This window comes from Streptomyces sp. CB02009 (assembly GCF_001905825.1).
GTDB lineage: Bacteria > Actinomycetota > Actinomycetes > Streptomycetales > Streptomycetaceae > Streptomyces.
The window spans coordinates 37,859-57,887 of record NZ_LIVV01000007.1 but is presented as its reverse complement, the minus strand read 5'-3'; the positions used below and the strand labels follow the sequence as shown (position 1 = coordinate 57,887).

Annotated in this window: 16 protein-coding genes and 1 other RNA gene; 3 read left to right on the top strand and 14 right to left on the bottom strand. The window is 71.6% G+C overall.

Annotation, left to right across the window (positions count from 1 at the left end):
* Positions 1 to 130 precede the first annotated feature (130 nt).
* Positions 131 to 1,477: a UDP-N-acetylglucosamine 1-carboxyvinyltransferase gene (gene murA, locus AMK27_RS27030; protein ID WP_073913346.1), complete on the top strand. Its 1,347-nt coding sequence runs from the start codon at positions 131 to 133 to the stop codon at positions 1,475 to 1,477.
* 241 nt (positions 1,478 to 1,718) lie between these two features.
* Here murA and AMK27_RS27025 read toward each other — a convergent pair whose 3' ends face one another.
* From AMK27_RS27025 to AMK27_RS27000, 6 genes are all read right to left on the bottom strand, one after another.
* Entirely contained in the window at positions 1,719 to 2,000 is a 282-nt protein-coding gene (locus AMK27_RS27025; RefSeq protein ID WP_017237029.1) for an HU family DNA-binding protein, read from the bottom strand.
* 312 nt (positions 2,001 to 2,312) lie between these two features.
* Positions 2,313 to 3,743, bottom strand: coding sequence for an NAD-dependent malic enzyme (locus AMK27_RS27020; RefSeq protein ID WP_073913344.1), 1,431 nt, complete (start codon positions 3,741 to 3,743; stop codon positions 2,313 to 2,315).
* 432 nt (positions 3,744 to 4,175) lie between these two features.
* Entirely contained in the window at positions 4,176 to 6,515 is a 2,340-nt protein-coding gene (locus tag AMK27_RS27015) for a HelD family protein (RefSeq protein WP_073913342.1), read from the bottom strand.
* Positions 6,516 to 6,640: 125 nt separating this feature from the next.
* Positions 6,641 to 7,789: a uroporphyrinogen-III synthase gene (locus AMK27_RS27010; RefSeq protein ID WP_073913339.1), complete on the bottom strand. Its 1,149-nt coding sequence runs from the start codon at positions 7,787 to 7,789 to the stop codon at positions 6,641 to 6,643.
* 84 nt (positions 7,790 to 7,873) lie between these two features.
* Complete coding sequence (locus tag AMK27_RS27005; protein WP_073913337.1) at positions 7,874 to 9,265, bottom strand: nitrate/nitrite transporter; 1,392 nt, start codon at positions 9,263 to 9,265, stop codon at positions 7,874 to 7,876.
* 184 nt (positions 9,266 to 9,449) lie between these two features.
* On the bottom strand, positions 9,450 to 10,493 hold the full coding sequence (locus AMK27_RS27000; protein ID WP_376463113.1) for a LysR family transcriptional regulator: 1,044 nt from the start codon (positions 10,491 to 10,493) through the stop codon (positions 9,450 to 9,452).
* 83 nt (positions 10,494 to 10,576) lie between these two features.
* Between AMK27_RS27000 and AMK27_RS26995 the strand changes: the two genes are divergently transcribed.
* Complete coding sequence (locus AMK27_RS26995; protein ID WP_241847614.1) at positions 10,577 to 11,878, top strand: MFS transporter; 1,302 nt, start codon at positions 10,577 to 10,579, stop codon at positions 11,876 to 11,878.
* 81 nt (positions 11,879 to 11,959) lie between these two features.
* On the opposite strand, the gene ssrA is transcribed toward AMK27_RS26995, so the two are convergent.
* The 5 genes from ssrA to ftsE all read right to left on the bottom strand — a co-directional run bounded on the left by ssrA (position 11,960) and on the right by ftsE (position 15,926).
* Positions 11,960 to 12,352, bottom strand: a transfer-messenger RNA (tmRNA) gene (gene ssrA / locus AMK27_RS26990).
* A gap of 122 nt (positions 12,353 to 12,474) precedes the next feature.
* The gene (smpB, locus tag AMK27_RS26985) at positions 12,475 to 13,014 is read right to left on the bottom strand and encodes an SsrA-binding protein SmpB (protein ID WP_073913334.1); all 540 of its coding nucleotides are present in this window, start codon (positions 13,012 to 13,014) and stop codon (positions 12,475 to 12,477) included.
* 18 nt (positions 13,015 to 13,032) lie between these two features.
* Positions 13,033 to 14,217 carry a S41 family peptidase gene (locus AMK27_RS26980; RefSeq protein ID WP_073913332.1) on the bottom strand — a complete coding sequence of 395 codons (1,185 nt, stop codon included), beginning with the start codon at positions 14,215 to 14,217 and terminating at the stop codon, positions 13,033 to 13,035.
* Positions 14,218 to 14,295: 78 nt separating this feature from the next.
* Positions 14,296 to 15,213: a permease-like cell division protein FtsX gene (gene ftsX / locus AMK27_RS26975; RefSeq protein WP_073913329.1), complete on the bottom strand. Its 918-nt coding sequence runs from the start codon at positions 15,211 to 15,213 to the stop codon at positions 14,296 to 14,298.
* A 23-nt stretch (positions 15,214 to 15,236) separates the two neighbouring features.
* A complete protein-coding gene (gene ftsE / locus AMK27_RS26970; protein WP_030223113.1) occupies positions 15,237 to 15,926 on the bottom strand; it encodes a cell division ATP-binding protein FtsE in 690 nt (229 codons plus the stop codon).
* Between the two features lie 235 nt (positions 15,927 to 16,161).
* On the opposite strand from ftsE, the gene AMK27_RS26965 reads away from it, so the two are divergent.
* Positions 16,162 to 16,347, top strand: coding sequence for a hypothetical protein (locus AMK27_RS26965; protein ID WP_073913327.1), 186 nt, complete (start codon positions 16,162 to 16,164; stop codon positions 16,345 to 16,347).
* A 126-nt stretch (positions 16,348 to 16,473) separates the two neighbouring features.
* On the opposite strand, the gene AMK27_RS26960 is transcribed toward AMK27_RS26965, so the two are convergent.
* From AMK27_RS26960 to AMK27_RS26950, 3 genes are all read right to left on the bottom strand, one after another.
* Positions 16,474 to 17,190, bottom strand: coding sequence for an LPXTG cell wall anchor domain-containing protein (locus tag AMK27_RS26960; RefSeq protein WP_073913324.1), 717 nt, complete (start codon positions 17,188 to 17,190; stop codon positions 16,474 to 16,476).
* 392 nt (positions 17,191 to 17,582) lie between these two features.
* A complete protein-coding gene (prfB, locus tag AMK27_RS26955) occupies positions 17,583 to 18,686 on the bottom strand; it encodes a peptide chain release factor 2 (RefSeq protein ID WP_073913322.1) in 1,104 nt (367 codons plus the stop codon).
* Positions 18,687 to 18,715: 29 nt separating this feature from the next.
* On the bottom strand, positions 18,716 to 19,954 hold the full coding sequence (locus tag AMK27_RS26950) for a serine/threonine-protein kinase (protein ID WP_073913320.1): 1,239 nt from the start codon (positions 19,952 to 19,954) through the stop codon (positions 18,716 to 18,718).
* Positions 19,955 to 20,029 lie beyond the last annotated feature (75 nt).

Genomic DNA, 20,029 nt, shown 5'->3' with positions numbered 1-20,029 from the left:
ACGGGAACAGAGGGTGTTGTGCCGAATTCATTACATCTGACAGGGCACCCGGAGCACCCAAGAGGGGTCTCCTGGACCCTTACCCTTTTCACTGGCCACCCGACCGCACCCACTCCGGAACGCGAGATTCATGACCGGCACAGACAGCCATGATGTACTCCTCGTCCACGGCGGAACCCCGCTGGAGGGAGAGATCCGCGTCCGCGGCGCGAAGAATCTCGTGCCCAAGGCGATGGTCGCCGCCCTGCTCGGCAGCGGCCCGAGCCGCCTGCGCAACGTGCCCGACATCCGTGACGTCCGCGTGGTCCGCGGACTGCTCCAGCTGCACGGAGTGACGGTCCGTCCGGGCGAGGAGCCCGGCGAGCTCGTCCTCGACCCGACGCACGTCGAGTCGGCGAACGTCGCCGACATCGATGCCCACGCCGGCTCGTCGCGCATCCCGATCCTCTTCTGCGGCCCGCTGCTGCACCGCCTCGGCCACGCCTTCATCCCCGGCCTCGGCGGCTGCGACATCGGCGGCCGGCCCATCGACTTCCACTTCGACGTGCTGCGCCAGTTCGGCGCCACCATCGAGAAGCGGGACGACGGGCAGTACCTGGAGGCCCCGCAGCGTCTTCGCGGTTGCAAGATCCGGCTGCCGTACCCCTCGGTCGGTTCGACCGAGCAGGTGCTCCTGACGGCGGTGCTCGCCGAGGGTGTCACCGAGCTGTCGAACGCCGCCGTGGAGCCCGAGATCGAGGACCTCATCTGCGTGCTGCAGAAGATGGGCGCGATCATCTCCATGGACACCGACCGGACCATCCGGATCACCGGTGTCGACCGCCTCGACGGCTACACCCACCGGGCGCTCCCGGACCGCCTGGAGGCGGCCTCCTGGGCGTCCGCGGCGCTCGCGACCGAGGGCAACATCTACGTGCGCGGCGCCCAGCAACGCTCGATGATGACCTTCCTCAACACCTACCGGAAGGTGGGTGGCGCCTTCGAGATCGACGACGAGGGCATCCGCTTCTGGCACCCGGGCGGCTCGCTCAACGCGATCCACCTGGAGACGGACGTGCACCCCGGCTTCCAGACGGACTGGCAGCAGCCGCTGGTCGTGGCCCTGACGCAGGCCTCCGGCCTCTCCATCGTCCACGAGACGGTCTACGAGTCCCGGCTGGGCTTCACCTCCGCGCTCAACCAGATGGGCGCGCACATCCAGCTGTACCGCGAGTGCCTCGGCGGCTCCGACTGCCGCTTCGGCCAGCGCAACTTCCTGCACTCGGCCGTCGTGTCCGGCCCGACGAAGCTCCAGGGCGCCGACCTGGTCATCCCCGACCTGCGCGGCGGCTTCTCGTACCTGATCGCGGCGCTCGCGGCGCAGGGCACCTCCCGGGTGCACGGCATCGAGCTGATCAACCGCGGTTACGAGAACTTCATGGAGAAGCTCGTCGAGCTCGGCGCCAAGGTCGAGCTGCCGGGCAGCGCGCTGGTCTGACCGGGCGCAGGCGTACGTCCGGCCGGGTGTACGCGTACGGGCCGGCCCGACGTACGCGTACGGGCCGGCCGCGGGCGCCTTCGACCGGCCCGTGCGCGTACGGGGACCGCTCCCCGCGCGCGTGCACCGGCCTCCGACCGCGTCAGCGGGCCTCTGAAGGGCAAACGAAAGGGCGGCCACCCCCTGACAGGGTGGCCGCCCTTTCTGTGCCTCCAGGCTGCCTTACGCGGCCTTGTCGGCCTTACTTGCCCTTGGCGGCTTCCTTGAGCTTCGAGCCCGCGGAGACCTTCACGCTGTAGCCGGCCGGGATGTTGATCGGGTCGCCGGTCTGCGGGTTACGAGCGGTGCGAGCGGCACGGTGGGTGCGCTCGAAGGTCAGGAAGCCGGGGATGGTGACCTTCTCGTCGCCCTTGGCGACGACCTCACCGACGGTCTCGGCGAGAGCGGCCAGCACGGCGTCAGCGTCCTTGCGGGTCACCTCGGCGCGGTCGGCCAGGGCGGCCACCAGCTCACTGCGGTTCATGTTGTTACTCCCGTGTTCTTCTTGCCTGTGAGGCGTGCCACGCGGCGGAAGCCGCGTGATTGGGTACAGCGAAGCCGATGCTGCCAGGGCCTTCGGACAGTCCCCGGACCCGGGTCTAATGACAGACCCTCGCGCCCAAACACGCATCCTGCCCCCACCAGCGGCGGGAACGCCAATCCGGCACCCCCTGGGGTCACACGAAAAGCGCCAGATCCCCGTGGTGGTGACGTTCTGTCGACTCCGCGAAAACCATGCGGAGCCGAAAAGCCACCCTAAAGGCGGGTTTACGACTCCGCGAATCGCGACGCGCCGTCAGCGCCCGGTCGCCGCCGGGCTTCCGGCCGCCGCCTTGGCCGCGTTGCGCACGGCTCCGGCGACCGCGCCCGCGACCTTGTCGTTGAAGACCGACGGGATGATGTAGTTCGGGTTCAGCTCGTCCTCGGTGACGACGCCGGCCAGGGCCGTGGCGGCCGCCAGCATCATCTCCGTGTTGACGGTACGGGACTGGGCGTCGAGGAGACCGCGGAAGACACCCGGGAAGACCAGCACGTTGTTGATCTGGTTCGGGAAGTCCGAGCGGCCGGTGGCGACGACGGCGGCCGTCTGGCGCGCGACGGCCGGATCGACCTCCGGGTCGGGGTTCGCGAGCGCGAAGACGATCGCGCCCTCTGCCATCGCGGCGACGTCGTCCGCGCCCAGCAGGTTGGGGGCCGAGACGCCGATGAAGACGTCCGCGCCGACCACGGCCTGCTTGAGGGTGCCGGTGACGCCCTCGGGGTTGGTGTTGTCGGCGATCCAGCGCAGCGGGGTGCCGGGCGCGGCGTCGACCAGGTCCTCGCGGCCCGCGTGCACCACACCGTGGATGTCGGCGACGACGGCGTGCTTGACGCCCGCGGCGATGAGCAGCTTGAGGATGGCCGTACCGGCGGCGCCCGCACCGGACATGACGACCCGTACGTCGCCGATGCCCTTGTTGACCACGCGGAGCGCGTTGGTCAGGGCGGCGAGGACGACGATGGCGGTGCCGTGCTGGTCGTCGTGGAAGACGGGGATGTCGAGGGCCTCGCGCAGCCGGGCCTCGATCTCGAAGCAGCGGGGCGCGGAGATGTCCTCCAAATTGATGCCCGCGAAGCCGGGGGCGATCGCCTTGACGATGGAGACGATCTCGTCGGTGTCCTGGGTGTCGAGGCAGATCGGCCAGGCGTCGATGTCGGCGAAGCGCTTGAACAGGGCCGCCTTGCCCTCCATGACCGGCATGGCGGCCATCGGGCCGATGTTGCCGAGGCCGAGGACGGCGGAGCCGTCGGTGACGACGGCGACGGTGTTGCGCTTGATGGTGAGGCGGCGGGCGTCCTCGGGGTTCTCGGCGATGGCCATGCACACGCGGGCGACGCCCGGGGTGTAGATCATGGAGAGGTCGTCACGGTTGCGGATGGGGTGCTTGGCCGCCATCTCGATCTTGCCGCCGAGGTGCATCAGGAACGTACGGTCGGAGACCTTGCCCAGGACGACGCCCTCGATGGTGCGCAGCTGGGCGACGATCTCGTCGGCGTGCGCCGTGGACGTCGCGGCGATCGTGACGTCGATGCGGAGCTTCTCGTGGCCGGAGGCGGTCACGTCGAGGCCGGTGACGGATCCGCCGTGGGACTCCACCGCCGTGGTGAGCTGGGAGACCGCGGTTCCGCTCGCGGGAACCTCCAGCCGGACCGTCATCGAGTACGAGACGCTGGGCGCCGTTGCCATGGCCGAGTTCCTCTGCTTTCCCTGAGCTTCGTTGCTACGCCGCCCCGGCTGGTTGCCCGGCGGCGCCCTCCGATGGTCGCACCTACCTGCCGGTAGCAGGTAATGCGGTCATTTTGTTTTCGGAAAGTAGTTTCCACCATACGAGAAGTACGGAGGAAACAGAAGAGGCCCCCGTCACCAGGGGTGACGAGGGCCTCAACTTCGTACATACGTCTAAGTGGCACCGACCCGCCATGCTCGCCTCGCGGCAAGTGGTCCCTCTGAGGGACGAAGGTTGGGCCCGGGGGCTTGGATCGAGCCGGTGCCACGACAAGGCTAACAAACCACCCTGGTCGGTGATTCCAGCGCCACAGGTTGACCTGAAATCGGTGTCCCGGGCTCCGGCGGCCCAGCCCCCCGACGGGTCCGGCCCAGCCTCCCGCCGGGTCCGGATCAGTCCCTCAGCAGGTCCGGGACCCCCGCCTCGTCCGGCATGTCGGCCGCCGCCGCGACCACCGTGAGCTGCTGCGTCGCCCGGGTGAGAGCCACGTAGAGGACCCGCAGGCCGGCCGGGGACTCGTCCGCGATCTCCGCGGGCGAGACCACGACCGTGGCGTCGTACTCCAGGCCCTTCGCCTCCAGGGAGCCCAGCGCCACCACCCGGTCGCCCAGCTCGGCCAGCCAGCGGGCCGCCTCCTGACGCCGGTTCATGGCCACGACGACACCGACGGTGCCCTCGACCCGCTCCAGGAGCAGCCGCGCCTCGGACCGAACAGTTTCAGCCAGATCAGGCTTGCCTTCGACCTCCCGAACCGGGACGAACCGGGGCTCGACGCCGGTCGAGCGGACCGCGCGGGGCGACTCCTTGCCCGGCATGGCCAGCGCCAGCACCTTGGCCGCGAGCTCGGCGATCTCGGCCGGGTTCCGGTAGTTCACGGTCAGCTCGAAGCGGCGCCGCGGCCGGGACCCGAGGGCCTCGTCCCGGGCCGCCGCGGCCTCGTCCGGGTCCGACCAGGAGGACTGCGCCGGGTCGCCGACGACCGTCCAGGTGGCGTGCCGGCCGCGCCGCCCGACCATCCGCCACTGCATCGGCGTGAGGTCCTGCGCCTCGTCGACGATCACGTGCGCGTACTCGGTGCGCTCCGCGGCGAGCCGCTCGGCGCGCTCGCGCTGCGTCTCCTCCCGCACCGGCATGAGCTCCTCCAGGCCCGTGAGCTGGTCGAGCGGGTCGTACTCGCGCTTCTTCCGGGGCCGCGCCGGGGTCCCCACCAGGGTGTGCAGCTCGTCGAGGAGCGCCACGTCGTGGACGGACAGCTCCCTGCGGCGCAGCGAACGGGCGAGCCGGCGCACCTCCCCCGGGTTGAGGATGCGGCGGGCCCAGCGGCCGAGCCGGCGCTCGTCGGACATCGCGTCGAGGACCCGGCGCGGGGTGAGCTCGGGCCACCAGGCGTCGAGGAACCCGAGGAAGGAGTCCTCCGTCGACACGTCCTCGTCGAACGAGGAGCGCAGTTCGGCGGCGAGCTCGGGGTCGCTGTGCCGGCCGACCGCGCCCGACTTGGCGTACAGCGCGTCCAGGAGCAGCCGACGGGCGCGCGGGCGCAGCAGGTTGACGGGTGCGGTGCCGCCGAGGACGTTGTGCCGGATGCGCCGCAGTTCGTCGGCCTCCAGCTCCAGACGGCGGCCGAAGGCGACGACCCGCAGCCGCGTCGGCGTGCCCGCCGGGACGGGGGCGTCCTCCTCCCCCAGCTCGGGCTGGGTCCTGGGCGGCGGGGTCTCCAGGGCGCCGCGGGCGGCCTTGCGGAGCACGTGCAGCATCCGGGAGGAGCCCTTGATCCGGGCGACGGCCGGGTCGTCGTAGGCGGTGGCCTCGGCACCGTCGACGAGGCTGCCGACCGCGCGGATGGCGACCTGCCCCTCCTCGCCCAGGGAGGGCAGGACGCCCTCGGTGTACGAGACGAGGAGCGGGGTCGGCGAGACGATCAGGATGCCGCCCGCGTACCTCCTGCGGTCCTGGTAGAGCAGGTAGGCGGCCCGGTGCAGGGCCACGGCGGTCTTGCCGGTGCCCGGCCCGCCCTCGACGTACGTGACCGACGCGGCGGGCGCGCGGATGACGAGGTCCTGCTCGGCCTGGATGGAGGACACGATGTCCCGCATCGTGTGGCTGCGGGCCTGCCCGAGGGCGGCCATCAGGGCGCCGTCGCCGATGACGGGCAGCTCGCGCCCCTCCAGGGTGGCCCGGAGCTCGGGACGCATCAGGTCGTCCTCGACACCGAGGACCTTGCGGCCCTTGGAGCGGATGACCCTGCGCCGTACGACCCGGCCCGGATCGACCGGCGTGGACCCGTAGAAGGGCGCGGCGGCGGGTGCGCGCCAGTCGATGACCAGCGGCGCGTAGTCGGAATCCAGGACGCCGATCCGGCCGATGTGCAGCGTCTCGCCGATCTCGGCGGTGCTGTCGGGCCGCACGGCGTCCTCGGCGGGCTCGACGGAGGTGTACGCCCCGTCCGGGCCCTTCTTCCCGTCCTTCCCCTCCAGCAGGTCGATCCGGCCGAAGAGGAAGTCCTCGAACTCGTTGTTGAGCCGGTTGAGGTGGATGCCGGCCCGGAAGACCTGGGCGTCGCGCTCGGCGAGCGCGCCGGGCGTGCCGACCTGGCCCCGCTGGGCGGCGTCGTTCATCAGGAACTCCGCCTCGTGGATCTTCTCCTCCAGTCGGCGGTAGACGTGATCCAGATGTTCCTGCTCGACACCGATCTCACGGTCTCTGACCGTGTCCACGGCTTCCTGCGCGGCCACCTAAGGCCCCCTTCTGACGTGCACTGGGCAGCCGTCGAGCGTACGCCACCGGCCCCCACTGTGTCAGGCGAGACCCCCGAACCGGGTCGCGTTCCTCCGCCCCCCTCAGCCGTCCTCCGTCCCCCTCAGTCGCCGTACTTGGCGTCCGCCGCCGGGTCCAGCGCCAACCGGTACCCCCGCTTCACCACCGTCTGGATCAGCTTCGGCGTGCCCAGGGCGGCCCGCAGCCGCGCCATCGCCGTCTCCACCGCGTGCTCGTCCCGCCCCGCGCCCGGCAGCGCGCGCAGCAGGTCCGCGCGGGAGACGACCCAGCCGGGGCGGCGGGCGAGGAGTCCGAGGAGGGCCATTCCGGCGGGCGGGACGGGCCGGAGGAGGCCGTCGACGAGGACGGCGTGCCCGCGGACCTCCACCCGGTGGCCGGCCACGGGCAGGACCCGTGAGCGGGCCGGCAGCTCCGTGCAGAGCAGCTGGACGAGCGGCCCGAGCCGGAACCGCTCCGGCGCGTACGTGTCGATGCCCTCCGCCTGGAGCGGGAGCGCCGTCACGGGCCCCACACACACCGCGAGGACGTCGTGCCGGAGCGCGGCGACGAGTGCGGCCCGTACGCCCCTCTCCGCCGCCCGCGACAGCAGCGACGCCGCGGCGGGCGCGCTGGTGAAGGTGACCGCGTCCAGGCTTCCGGACAGGACGGCGTCGAGGAGCCGGTCGAGCGGCCCGATGTCCTCCGGCGGCATCCAGCGGTAGACGGGGACGCCGACGACCTCCGCGCCGCCGGCCGTGAGCGCCTCCACGAAGCCGGGGAGCGGCTCCCCGTGCAGCTGGAGCGCGATCCGCCGGCCCGCGACGCCCTCGCCGAGGAGCCGGTCGAGGACCTCGGCCATGGACTCCGAGCCGGGCGACCAGGACTCGGTGAGTCCGGCGGCCCGTACGGCTCCCTTGACCTTGGGTCCCCGGGCGAGCAGCTCGACGTCCCGCAGGACGGCGAGGAGTTCCTCCCCGCATCCCCAGCCCTCCGCCGCCTCGACCCAGCCCCGGAAGCCGATCGCCGTGGTGGCGACGACGACGTCCGGGGCGTGGCCGATGAGTTCCTTGGTGGCGGCGAGGAGTTCGGTGTCGTCCGCGAGGGGGACGATCCGCAGGGCGGGTCCGTGGACGACGGCCGCGCCCCGCCGGCGCAGCAGCGCGATGAGCTCGTCCGCGCGCCGCGCCGCGGTGACGCCGACCGTGAAGCCGGCGAGGGGCCCGGCCGGGCCGTGTTCTTGCTGCTCGTCCATGGGGTCAGAGCCTGACGGGGACGCGTGACGGTCTCGGTTCGCCCGTATTTCCTGATCGTTACGGTCCGCGCCGGGCATCGGGCGTCACACCTTCGCGTAGCCGGGCCGGGGCTCCGGCTCGGCGACGCCCCCGGCGCCCTCCGGGCCCGTGGCGGCGGCCGTCGCGGCGGCCGTGGCGGGGACCGCGGCCGGAGCGCGAAGGTATACCGCCCAGGTGACGGCCATGCAGGCCCCGTAGAAGGCCAGGAAGGCGACGAAGGCCGCCGTGCCGGTGCCGGAGGTCTGGAAGGACTGGCGGAAGGCGAGGTTGATGCCGAGGCCGCCGAGCGCGCCGACCGCTCCGATGAGGCCCATCGCCGCGCCGGAGAGCCGCCGCCCGTAGGCCTCCGCGGTCTCTCCGGCGAGGCCCTTGCGGTGCCCCTGGGCGAGGAAGATCGCCGGGATCATCTTGTACGTGGAGCCGTTGCCGAGGCCGCTGAGGACGAAGAGGCCGATGAAGCCGACGAGGAAGACGGTGAGGGACTCGGCCACCGAGGCGTAGATGACCACTCCGGTCGCGAGGGCCATCGCGGCGAAGGTCCCGAGGGTGATGCGGGCACCGCCGTGCCGGTCGGCGAGGGAGCCGCCGATGGGCCGGATGAGCGAGCCGAGCAGCGGGCCGATGAAGGTGAGCGAGGCGGCCTGGAGCGGGGTGCGGCCGAACTGGGTCTGGAGGACCAGGCCGAAGGCGAAGCTGTAGCCGATGAAGGAGCCGAAGGTGCCGATGTACAGGAAGGCCATGATCCAGGTGTGCCGGGCCCGGACGGCCTCCTTCGCGGCGCCGGTGTCGTTCCTGACGGGGGCGAGGTTGTCCATGAAGAGCGCGGCGCAGACGGCGGCGACGACGATCAGCGGCAGGTAGACGCCGAGCACGATCCTCGGGTGCATCGCGCCCGCCGTGCCGATGACGAGGAGGCCGACGAGCTGGACGACGGGGACGCCGATGTTGCCGCCGCCCGCGTTGAGCCCGAGCGCCCAGCCCTTCTTCCGCAGCGGGAAGAAGGCGTTGATGTTGGTCATCGAGGAGGCGAAGTTGCCGCCGCCGACGCCGGTGAGCGCCGCCACCAGGACGAAAGTGGTGTACGAGGTCCCGGGCTCCATCACCGCGAAGGCGAAGCCGGTGGGCAGCAGGAGCAGCAGGGCGCTGAACACCGTCCAGTTGCGGCCGCCGAAGCGGGCGACGGCGAAGGTGTACGGGATGCGGATCAGCGCGCCGACGAAGGTCGCGGTCCCGATCAGGAAGAACTTGCCGGCCGGGTCGACCCCGTACTGCGGCCCCATGAAGAGCACCATGACCGACCACAGGCTCCAGACGGAGAAGCCGATGTGCTCGGAGAGGACGGAGTAGAGCAGGTTCCGCCGCGCGATCCGCTCCCCCTTCTCGCGCCAGAAGGTCTCGTCCTCCGGCTCCCACTGCTCGATCCACCGGCCGCCCATGTCGTACCTCCGCGGGTGTCGGGTCCTGGGGCGTCCACCGCCCCGGTCCATCTGCCCCCGAGGCTAGGGAGGCCGCGTTTCGGCCCGGTGCCGGGAGGTGTCGGCAGCGGAACCTTGCTCTCACCCGGAGCGCGGAGCCCCTGTGAGCGCGCCCTCAGGCGCCCCCGGCAGCCCCGGCTCCCCCTCAGGCGCCCGGCAGCCCCGGCTCCCCCTCCGGCAGCCAGGACCCGGCCGGGCGGACGTGCCAGCCCTCCCTGGCGCCCATCTCGGCGGCCGCGGTCCGCAGCGCGTCCAGACCGGGATGCCGCAGCCCCTTGCGCCACACCAGGCTCACGGGCGACAGGGGTACGGGGTCGACGAGCGGCCGCAGCACACAGCCCGGCATGGGCGGGAAGTCGACGACGGCGAGCACCGGGTTGCGGTGCTTGGCCATGATGCGGCGGAACTCCTCCTTGCCGACGGCGAGCGGCGCGGGCGGGGCGATCTCGATGCCGCGCCCGGCGAAGAGCCGGGCGGCGAGGTCGGTCCACTCGGGCGTGCGGTCGTTCCCGGCGCCCGCGTAGATCCGCTCCCCGGCGAGTGCGGCGAGCGGCACCTCGGGCAGGCCGGCCAGCGGATGGTCGTCGGGGAGGATCACGGCCATCCGCTCGTACCGCACGAACTGGGAGTCGAGCCGGGCCCGCAGCCCGGCGTCGAGCCCGCCGTACCGGCCGAAGGAGGTGTCGAGCCGCCCGGCGAGCATCTCCCGTACGGCTCCGGTGAGTCCGCTCTCGTAGCGGGCCATCAGCTCGTGGTCCGGGGCGAGTTCACGGGCCCGGCGCAGCACGCTCTCGGGGGCGAGGTCGGGGCTGTTGAGGTCGACGAGGAGCGGCCGGGGCGCGGCCCGGAAGGCCTCGGCCAGCTCGTCGTGCGCGGCCAACACCCGGAGTGCGTAAGGGAGGAGGCGTTCGCCGTCCGGCGTGAGGGAGACCTGCCGGGTGGTCCGTACGAAGAGCTCGGCGCCCAGCTCGCGCTCCAGGCGCCGGATGTCGCGGCTGAGGGCCTGCTGGGCGACGTAGAGGCGGGCGGCGGCGCGGGTGAAGTGCAGCTCCTCGGCGACGGCGGCGAAGGCGCGCAGCAGACGGGGGTCGACGTCCCGCGGCACGACGGGCGGCGGCACGACGGACGCAGGCACGGCGGTCACCGGCGCGGCGGGCGGCGGCACGGGGGAAGGCACCGGAGAGGGCATCGCCGCATTTAACAACACAGCTGCGTGAATGGCCACCGAACAGGTGTTGGACCCGTCCGGCCTCCTCCCGCGAGCCTTGATCCATGCCGCAACCGGACCTCACCCTGACCCCGGCGGGCCCGGCCCTCGCCCCCCGCTACGACGACCGGCGCACCGCCGCCCCCAGCCACCCCACGCGCCCCACGCTCCCCACCCGCACGTCCGCCCCCGCTCCCGCTCCCACCCCCCGCAGCGGCTACCTCCGCCTCTTCGCCGTCCCCGGCGCCCGCGGCTTCATCGTCGGCAATCTGATCGCCCGGCTGCCCATGGGCATGTTCGGCGTCAGTGCGGTGATCATGATCGCCGCGGCCTACGACTCGTACGCCCTGGCGGGCGGCGTGACCGCCACCGGCATGGCCGCCGGGGCCCTCACCGCCCCGTGGATCGCCCGGCTCGTCGACCGGTACGGCCAGGCGCGGATCGCGGTCCCCGCCACCGCCTACGCCGTCCTCGGCCATCTGGTGCTGCTGCTCTGCGTCCATGAGAAGGCGCCCGCCTGGGCCCTGTTCGCCACCGCCGCGCTCACCGCCACCTCGCCCAACACGGGCGGCATGTCCCGGGCCCGCTGGGCCCATCTCCTCCGGGGCGACCGGGACGCCCTGCACACCGCCAACGCCTTCGAACAGGCCACCGACGAGCTCTGCTTCATGCTCGGCCCGGTCGTGGCCGCGCTCCTCTGCTCCACGCTCTTCCCCGAGGCCGGCACCCTCGTCGGCGCCGCCCTGTTCCTCACCGGCGTCCTGGTCTTCGCCGCCCAGCGCTCCACCGAGCCGCCGGTCTCCCCCCGTACCGCCGCGGGCTCCCCGCTGCGGGTCCCCGGCATGGCCCCGCTCCTGGCGGTCTTCCTCGCCACCGGCGCGGTCTTCGGCTCCATGGAGGTGGTGACCGTGGCGTTCGTGGACGGCCCCGTGGCCGGTCCGGTGCTGGCCCTCCAGGCCGCGGGCTCCTGTGCGGCGGGCCTCCTCTACGGCCGCGCCCGCCGCACCGTCCGGCTCCGCACCTGCCTGGCCGCGATGGCCGTCCTGATGACGATGCCGCTGCTCGCCGCCTCGACCGGCTCGCTGCTCGCCCTCGCCGCCGGACTCCTCGTGGCGGGCATGGCGACGGCTCCGACGATGGTGACGGGCATGGGCCTGGTGCAGCGCCTGACCCCGGCGTGCCAGCTCAACGAGGGCATGACGCTGGCCGTGACCGCCCTGCTCGGCGGCATCGCGGCCGGCTCCGCGACCGGCGGCTGGGCCGCCGACCACGCCCCGTTCGCCTCCTTCGGATTCCTGGTCCCGGCCACCGCGGCCGCCGCGGCGCTGGTGCTCTGCGCGGCGACCAGGGTCGGCGGCCGGGCATGACGAAGGCCCGGCAGTCTGCTGACTGCCGGGCCTTCGCCCACATGGGATGAGGTGTCCGAGAGGGCTGGCCTCCCGGACGCTCGGTGGAGATGGCGGGAATCGAACCCGCGTCCAACGGTACGGAAACAGGGCTTCTCCGTGCGCAGTCCGCTACGAGTTTCTCAGCCCCGGAGATCACACGGACAAGTCTCCGACGGGCTCAGTCACTGTTTGATTTCCCTCTCACCCCCGTGACCGGGGTGAGAGGTTTAGATCCCTAAATGACGCCAGGATCCGGGTCGGGACCACCCCCGGGCTGACGCTCCTCACAGAGGCTTCTTGTCGTTACCTAAAATTAGGCAGCGAGGGCGAAGCGGGAGTTATCGCTCTTGGAGTTGGCGATTATTGGTTGCGACATATGGTTAACGAGATCATTGCCGCTTCCTCGACACGCTTCCCCTGCATCGGTATCCGCTGTCGAAACCGATCATCCCCATGTTCATTTTTCAAAGTGCGCACCCTTGCGGGGTGTGCACGGCCCATCGTACGTGACCGACGGGCGCTGTCGCCAGCGTATTACCCGCGGCCGCGCCGGGCCGCCGGGCGGCGGCGCGGGGCTACGGGATCTGCGCCGCCCGCTGCTTGCGCTTGGCCGCCGCGATGGCCCGGTTGGTCTCGCGGGTGTCCTGCTTCTCGCGCAGGGTCTGGCGCTTGTCGAACTCCTTCTTGCCCTTGGCGAGCGCGATCTCGACCTTGACCCGGCCGTTCAGGAAGTACAGCGCGAGGGGCACGATCGTGTGACCCGTCTCCTGCGACTTCGCCTCCAGCTTGTCGATCTCCTCGCGGTGCAGCAGCAGCTTCCGCTTCCGCTTCGCCGAGTGGTTGGTCCAGCTGCCCTGCATGTACTCGGGCACATGGATGTTGTGCAGCCACGCCTCGTGCCGGTCGATCTGCACGAAGCCGTCGACCAGCGAGGCGCGGCCCATCCGCAGCGACTTCACCTCGGTGCCCATGAGCACCAGTCCGCACTCGTAGGTGTCGACGATGTGGTAGTCGTGGCGCGCCTTCTTGTTCTGCGCGATGATCTTGCGCTCGGGCGCCTTGTCCTGGTTCTTCTTCGCAGGCTTGCCCTGCACGTTCACGAGTCCCTTTGCCATAGTGCGGTCATTTTCGCACTACGAGCCCCCTCCGAGGCCACTCAATACCGTCTTCGCCCGTTCCTCCGCCCGTTCCCCGGCGGTCAGGTCGGGCGTGATGCCCCGGCCGTCGACGGCGTGACCGGCCGGAGTGCGGTAGTGGCCGACGGTCAGCTCGGCGACGGAGCCGTCCGGCAGGGCGCTCGGCATCTGGACCGAGCCCTTGCCGAAGGTGCGCGAGCCGACGGTGACGGCCCTGCCGCGGTCCTGGAGGGCGCCGGTGAGCAGCTCGGCCGCGCTCATGGTGCCGCCGTCGATCAGCGCCACCAGGGGCCTGGCGGTGTCGCCGCCGCCCTCCGCGTACACGGCGCGCTGCTCGCCCTTCACGTCGTACGTGGCGACGAGACCGCCGTCGAGGAAGGCGGAGGCGGCCACCGCGGCCTCGGCGACCAGGCCGCCGGAGTTGCCCCGCAGGTCCAGGAGGACGCCGGCGCCGGCCGGGGCGGCCCGTACCGCGTCCCGCACGCGCGTGCCCGCGCCCTTCGTGAAGGCGGCGACCCTGATCATCAGGGTCCCGTCGCCGAGGCGGCGGACGGTGACCGGGTCCGTGGCGAGCCTGGCCCGGTGCAGGGTCCGGGTCCAGGCCGCGCGGCCGCGCTCGACCCGGAGGGCGACGGTGGAGCCGGGTACGCCGTCGCCGCGCAGGAGGGCGACGACCTCGGAGACGGAGAGCCCGGCGACCGGGCGGCCGTCGACGGAGACGAGCCGGTCGTCCGCGCGGATCCCGGCCCGCTCGGCGGGGCCGCCGGGCTGCACCCGGGTCACCCGGACGCCGCTCTCGCCGACCCGGCCCGCGGAGAGCCCCACGCCGGTGTAGGCGCCGTCAAGGGCCTGCTCGAACTCGGCGTACTCCCTCTTGTCGTACACCGCGCCCCAGCGGTCACCGCTGCGGCTGACGAACTCCTCGGCCGCCTGCTTGCCCGACTTGCCGTCCGCCATGGCATCGGCCGCGGCCCGGTTCAGGGCGGCGCTGTCGACCGTCCCGGAACTCCGCGCAGCCTCCCCCGCGCGCAGGGTCGCCCCCGTGCGTCCGGCGGATTCCTGCCGGGGCAGCGAGCCGGTGGCGGCGGCGGTGGCCAGGACCCCGGTGAAGACCAACGTCAGAACGGCCCCACGGAGCACTCCGCGGGGCCGGATACAGAGGTGGTCGGTGCCGGCCGGCATGCCGCCCACTCTAGGACAAGGCAAGGGCGCCGCACGGGCTTTGCCCGTACGACGCCCTTCACCGACAGTGGTGTCTTCTCACACCTTCAGGTACTTGCGCAGCGCGATGAAAGCGGCAATAGCGGGCATCAGCAGCCCGATCGCGATCACCAGCGGGAGCTTGGCGAGGACGGCGTCCCAGCCGATGAAGTTGACGAGCTGCATCTTCTCCGCGAGCGCGATGCCGTGGTCGATGAGGAAGTACCGGCCGACGAGCAGCAGCACACAGGCGACCGCGCCACCGAGGAGGCCGGCGAACGCCGCCTCCATGATGAACGGCATCTGGATGTAGAAGCTGGACGCGCCGACGAGCCGCATGATCCCGGTCTCGCGGCGGCGGCTGAAGGCCGAGACGCGGACCGTGTTGACGATCAGCATCAGCGCGATGACCAGCATCAGCCCCATGACGCCGAGGGCGGCGATGTTCATGCCGTTCATCAGGTCGAAGAGGTTCTGCAGGATGCCCCGCTGGTCCGCGACCGACTCGACGCCGTCGCGGCCGGCGAAGGCGGTGGCGACCACCTTGTACTTCTCCGGGTCCTTGAGCTTGACCCGGAACGACTCCTGCATCTGGTCCGGCGTCACGACGGAGGCGATGGCGGTGTCGCCGTACTGCTCCTTGTACCGCTTGAACGCCTCGTCCGCCGTCTCGTGCATGACGGTGTCGACGATGGCCATGTCCTTCAGATCGGCCTCGATCTGCTCCTTCTGCTGCGCGGTGACCGCGCCCTTGGCGCACTTGGCCGCCGAGGCCGCGTCCGCCTTGTTGCAGAGGAAGATGGAGACGTTGACCTTGTCGTACCAGTAGTCCTTCATCGTGCTGACCTGCTCACGCATGAGCAGCGCACCGCCGAACAGGGCGAGCGAGAGGGCCACGGAGACGATGACGGCGAACGTCATCGTGAGATTGCGCCGGAGACCGACGCCGATCTCGGAGAGCACGAACTGAGCGCGCATGGTGTGTTGAGTCCCCTACCTGCTCAGTGCTGGTAACCGTAGACGCCGCGGGCCTGGTCGCGGACGAGGCGGCCCTTCTCCAGCTCGATGACGCGCTTGCGCATCTGGTCGACGATGTTCTGGTCGTGGGTCGCCATGACGACGGTGGTCCCTGTCCTGTTGATGCGGTCGAGCAGCTTCATGATGCCGACCGAGGTCTGCGGGTCGAGGTTGCCGGTGGGCTCGTCGGCGATCAGCAGCATCGGGCGGTTGACGAAGGCCCGGGCGATGGCGACGCGCTGCTGCTCACCACCGGAGAGCTCGCCCGGCATCCGGTCCTCCTTGCCGCCGAGACCGACGAGGTCGAGCACCTGCGGCACGGCCTTGCGGATCTCGCCGCGCGGCTTGCCGATGACCTCCTGGGCGAAGGCCACGTTCTCGGCGACGGTCTTGTTGGGAAGGAGGCGGAAGTCCTGGAAGACGGTGCCGAGCTGACGCCGCATGTGCGGCACCTTCCAGTTGGAGAGCCGGGCCAGGTCCTTGCCGAGGACGTGCACCTGGCCTTGGCTGGCGCGCTCCTCACGGAGGAGCAGCCGCAGGAAAGTCGACTTTCCGGAGCCGGACGAACCGACGAGGAAGACGAACTCCCCCTTCTCGATCTCCAGGGATACATCCCGGAGCGCGGGGCGGTTCTGCTTCGGATAGGACTTGGAGACGTTGTCGAATCGGATCACGGATGCACCACGGTCGGCCGGGAGTAGGTGTGCGTGACCTTACGCGACCGGGGAAGACCCGCGCAGTCGCGGTTCCGGCTTGCGCTGTTTATCCTTTTCGCCCTCGCGGACGAAACGGTCGCGATCCGGTGGGGCGCGCCGAAACGCCGTCGAGCTGGCACAGTGGTAGGGGGAACGTCCGGACCCCGTCGGACGTTGTCCTGGTGTGAAACCCAGTGCGGGAGGAGGAGAGCGCATGACCTACGACCGACTGGTGTGCGCCAACTGCGCGGCCCCGGTCGCCGAGGGCCGCTGCCCCGTCTGCCGCGCGAACCGGGAGCGACTGACCCCTCAGAACGGTCTCTCGCCCGCGATGCTGCTGACGCTGGCGATCGCCCTGCTGGCCGCGATCGCCCTGCTCGCGGCGGTCCGTACGGTCTAGCGGGACCGCACGGCGTCCACACGAGCCGGAGCCATGAGGACATGAGGAAGGGCCGGGGAGAGACTCCCCGGCCCTTCCTCATGCTCTGTACGTCATGCGCCGTACCGATCCGCGCTCACGGCGGGATCAGACGGCGGCGCGGCCTCCGCCGACGAGACGCGGCAGCATACGGAAGCCGATGCCACCGGCGATCATGGTCGCGGCGCCGATGATCAGGAACGAGGTCTCGGCCGCACCGGTCTCGGCGAGCTCCTCCTTCGCCTGACCCTGCTGCACGGGCTGCGAGCCGGCGTTGTTGGTGTCGGTGTTGCTGTTGCCGCTGTCCACGCACTCGGCGCCGTCGAGGTCGACGGTGCAGGTGCCGGCGTCACCGTTGTCGGTGTCGCCGCCGTCACCCGGGGTGGTCGGCGCCTCGGTCTGGCCCGGGCCGTCCGTGTCGCCCGGCTCCGGCTCGGTCGGCGGCTCGGTGGCCGGCGGCTCCTCCGTCGTGGGCGGCTCGGTGACCGGCGGCTCGGTGGTGGGCGGCTCCGTCGTCGGGGGCTCCGTGGTCGGAGGCTCCGTCGTGGGCGGCTCGGTGGTCGGCGGCTCCGTGGTCGGAGGCTCGGTGGTGGGCGGCTCCGTCGTCGGGGGCTCCGTGGTCGGAGGCTCCGTCGTGGGCGGCTCGGTGGTCGGAGGAGTCGTCACCTCGCACCCGGCGGTACCCGGGATGCAGGTGGGCGTCGGGTCCGGCTCGCCGAACATGTCCACGGCCTGTGCCGCGCCCGCCGCCGTCAGCGACGCACCGGCCGCGATCACCGCACCCGCGGCGATGCGCGCGATACGGACTCGCATCTGCTTGGTCATCTGGCTGCTACCCCCAGTAGCTCATCTCGTCATGGGGCAGCGCTCGGGGCACGCGACAGAGGCGGCTCACCACTGGGCCCGCCCCCGTTCGCACGCGCCCCAGAAATGCGCATGCCAGTACGTCACCCTTCCGAGTTTCCGATGAAGCGTCAAGGTCGTTGCGCGTGCGATGCCCGAAAGATCACTACGTGTCCTACATACGGCGATGCAACTGTGACGTAAACCCAGAACTCCGGGCTCCACGCCGCCAGTTCCCTTGTCGACAAAGCTCCCCGACCACCTCGTTTCCGCTTGCGTCAGCGAATCCGCTGACCGGACGGAGGCCACCGCGCAGCATGACGACGGGCCCCGCACCGTGACGGTGCGGGGCCCGAACGTGCCGTGTTCCGGGGTTACTTCTCCTGCTGCTTGCGCCAGCGGATGCCCGCCTCGAGGAAGCCGTCGATCTCGCCGTCCAGGACGGACTGCGGGTTGCCGACCTCGAACTCCGTCCGGAGGTCCTTGACCATCTGGTACGGGTGCAGGACGTACGAGCGCATCTGGTTGCCCCAGGAGCTGCCGCTGTCCTTCAGGGCGTCCATCTTGGCCCGCTCCTCCTGGCGCTGGCGCTCGAGGAGCTTGGCCTGGAGGACGTTCATGGCGCTCGCCTTGTTCTGGATCTGCGAGCGCTCGTTCTGGCAGGAGACGACGATGCCGGTCGGGAGGTGCGTGATGCGCACGGCCGAGTCGGTCGTGTTGACGCCCTGGCCGCCGGGGCCCGAGGCGCGGTAGACGTCGACGCGCAGCTCGGACTCGTCGATCTCGACGTGGTCGGAGGACTCGACGACCGGCAGGATCTCGACGCCGGCGAAGGAGGTCTGGCGACGCCCCTGGTTGTCGAAGGGCGAGATGCGGACGAGGCGGTGGGTGCCCTGCTCGACGGAGAGCGTGCCGTAGGCGTACGGCGCCTTCACCACGAAGGTGGTCGACTTGATGCCGGCCTCCTCCGCGTACGAGGTCTCGTAGACCTCGGTCGAGTAGCCGTGGCGCTCCGCCCAGCGCAGGTACATGCGCTGGAGCCGCTCGGCGAAGTCGGAGGCGTCGACGCCACCGGCCTCGGCGCGGATGTTGACCAGGGCCTCGCGCTCGTCGTACTCGCCGGAGAGGAGGGTGCGGACCTCCATCTCGTCGAGGGCCTTGCGGACGGAGCCGAGCTCCGTCTCGGCCTCGGCGAGGGTGTCCGGGTCGTCCATCTCCTCGGCGAGCTCGAAGAGCACCGCGAGGTCGTCGATGCGCCCGCGCAGGGTCTCGGCCTTGCGGACCTCGGCCTGCAGGTGCGAAAGCTTGCTCGTGATCTTCTGCGCCGCCTCCGGGTCGTCCCACAGGGACGGGGCCGCGGCCTGCTCTTCGAGCACGGCGATGTCGGCCCTCAGCTTCTCGAGGTCCAGGACGGCCTCGATCGACCCCATGGTCGAGGAGAGGGACTTCAGCTCTTCGGATACATCGACGACTGCCACGCGTCCAGCGTAACGGCTCGCCGCCCCTGTTACGGCAGTGAGGACTGCTTGGAGTCCTGCGGCGGGGTCTCGGCGTCCCCGGAGACCGCCAGGTAGCCGCCCGCGCCGAGGGCGCCCGCGACCACCACCGCCGCGATGGTGAGGGTGATCCGGCGCTTGCGGACCACCCCGGCCTTGTGACGGGCCGAGCCGGGTCTGCGGGCCCCCGCGGAGCGCGGGGCGCGGGCCGTGCCCAGCGGACCGCCGGAGAGCTCGTCGGGGGCCGGGACGCGCATGGAGGTGTGGGTGTCGCGGTTGGAGTCGGCGGAGGCGCCGGGGACGAGCGGGACGGCGGCCCGGCGCGGACCGGGCTCCCGCGCGCCCGTACCGGTCGCGTACGCGTCCTCCTCGTGCGCCTCGGGCGCCGGCTCCGCGTCCGGCTCGTCCACGTCGAGCGGCGGGATGCCCTTGAGCAGCGGCAGGACGTCCTTGAGGCGGGTGGCGAGCTCGGAGGCGCGCAGCCGGGAGGCCGGGGCCTTGGCCAGGCACTGCACGACCAGCTGCCACAGCTCCTCGGGGATGCCCGGCAGCGGGACGACGGTCTCGGTGACGTGGCGGCGCAGCACGGCGCCGGGGTGGCCGCCGCCGAAGGGGGTGAAGCCGGCGAGCAGCTCGTACAGGACGGTCGCGAGGGCGTAGATGTCGACGGCGGCGCGCGGCGGGAGGCCCTCGACGATCTCGGGGGCGAGGTAGTCGGGGGTGCCGATGATCCGGGTGGCCTTGGTGCGGCCCGGCGTGTCGATCAGCTTGGCGACACCGAAGTCGGTGAGGAGGGCCGGGTGCGCGCCGCCGGGCCCGAGCGGTCCCTCCATGTCGAGCAGGATGTTCTCCGGCTTGACGTCCCGGTGGACGATCCCGGCGGCGTGCGCGGCCGCGAGCGCGTCGGCGACGTCGGCGACGATCGCGACGGCCGCCTCGGGGGCGAGCCTGCGCTCCCGGTCGAGGCGGGTGCGCAGGTCGGTGCCGCGCACGAGGTCCATGACGAGGGCCAGGTCGTTGCCGTCGACGACGAGGTCGCGGACCTTGACCACGCGGGGGTGGTCGAGGCCGAGCAGGGCGGTCCGCTCCTGGACGAAGCGGCCGACGAGCTCCTGGTCGGACGCCAGGTCCTCGCGCAGCAGTTTGACGGCGACGGGTCCCTCGGGACCCTCGCCGAGCCACACCGTCCCTGCACTGCCCCGCCCCAGGATCTGGTGGGTGGTGTAGCGGCTGCCGATGTTCCGTGCCAAGACTGCTCCCTCAGCGGCTGCGGTTCGCGTGCAAAGTTACGCGTCCGCAGCCGCCGGACGTCACTTCCGAGGGGA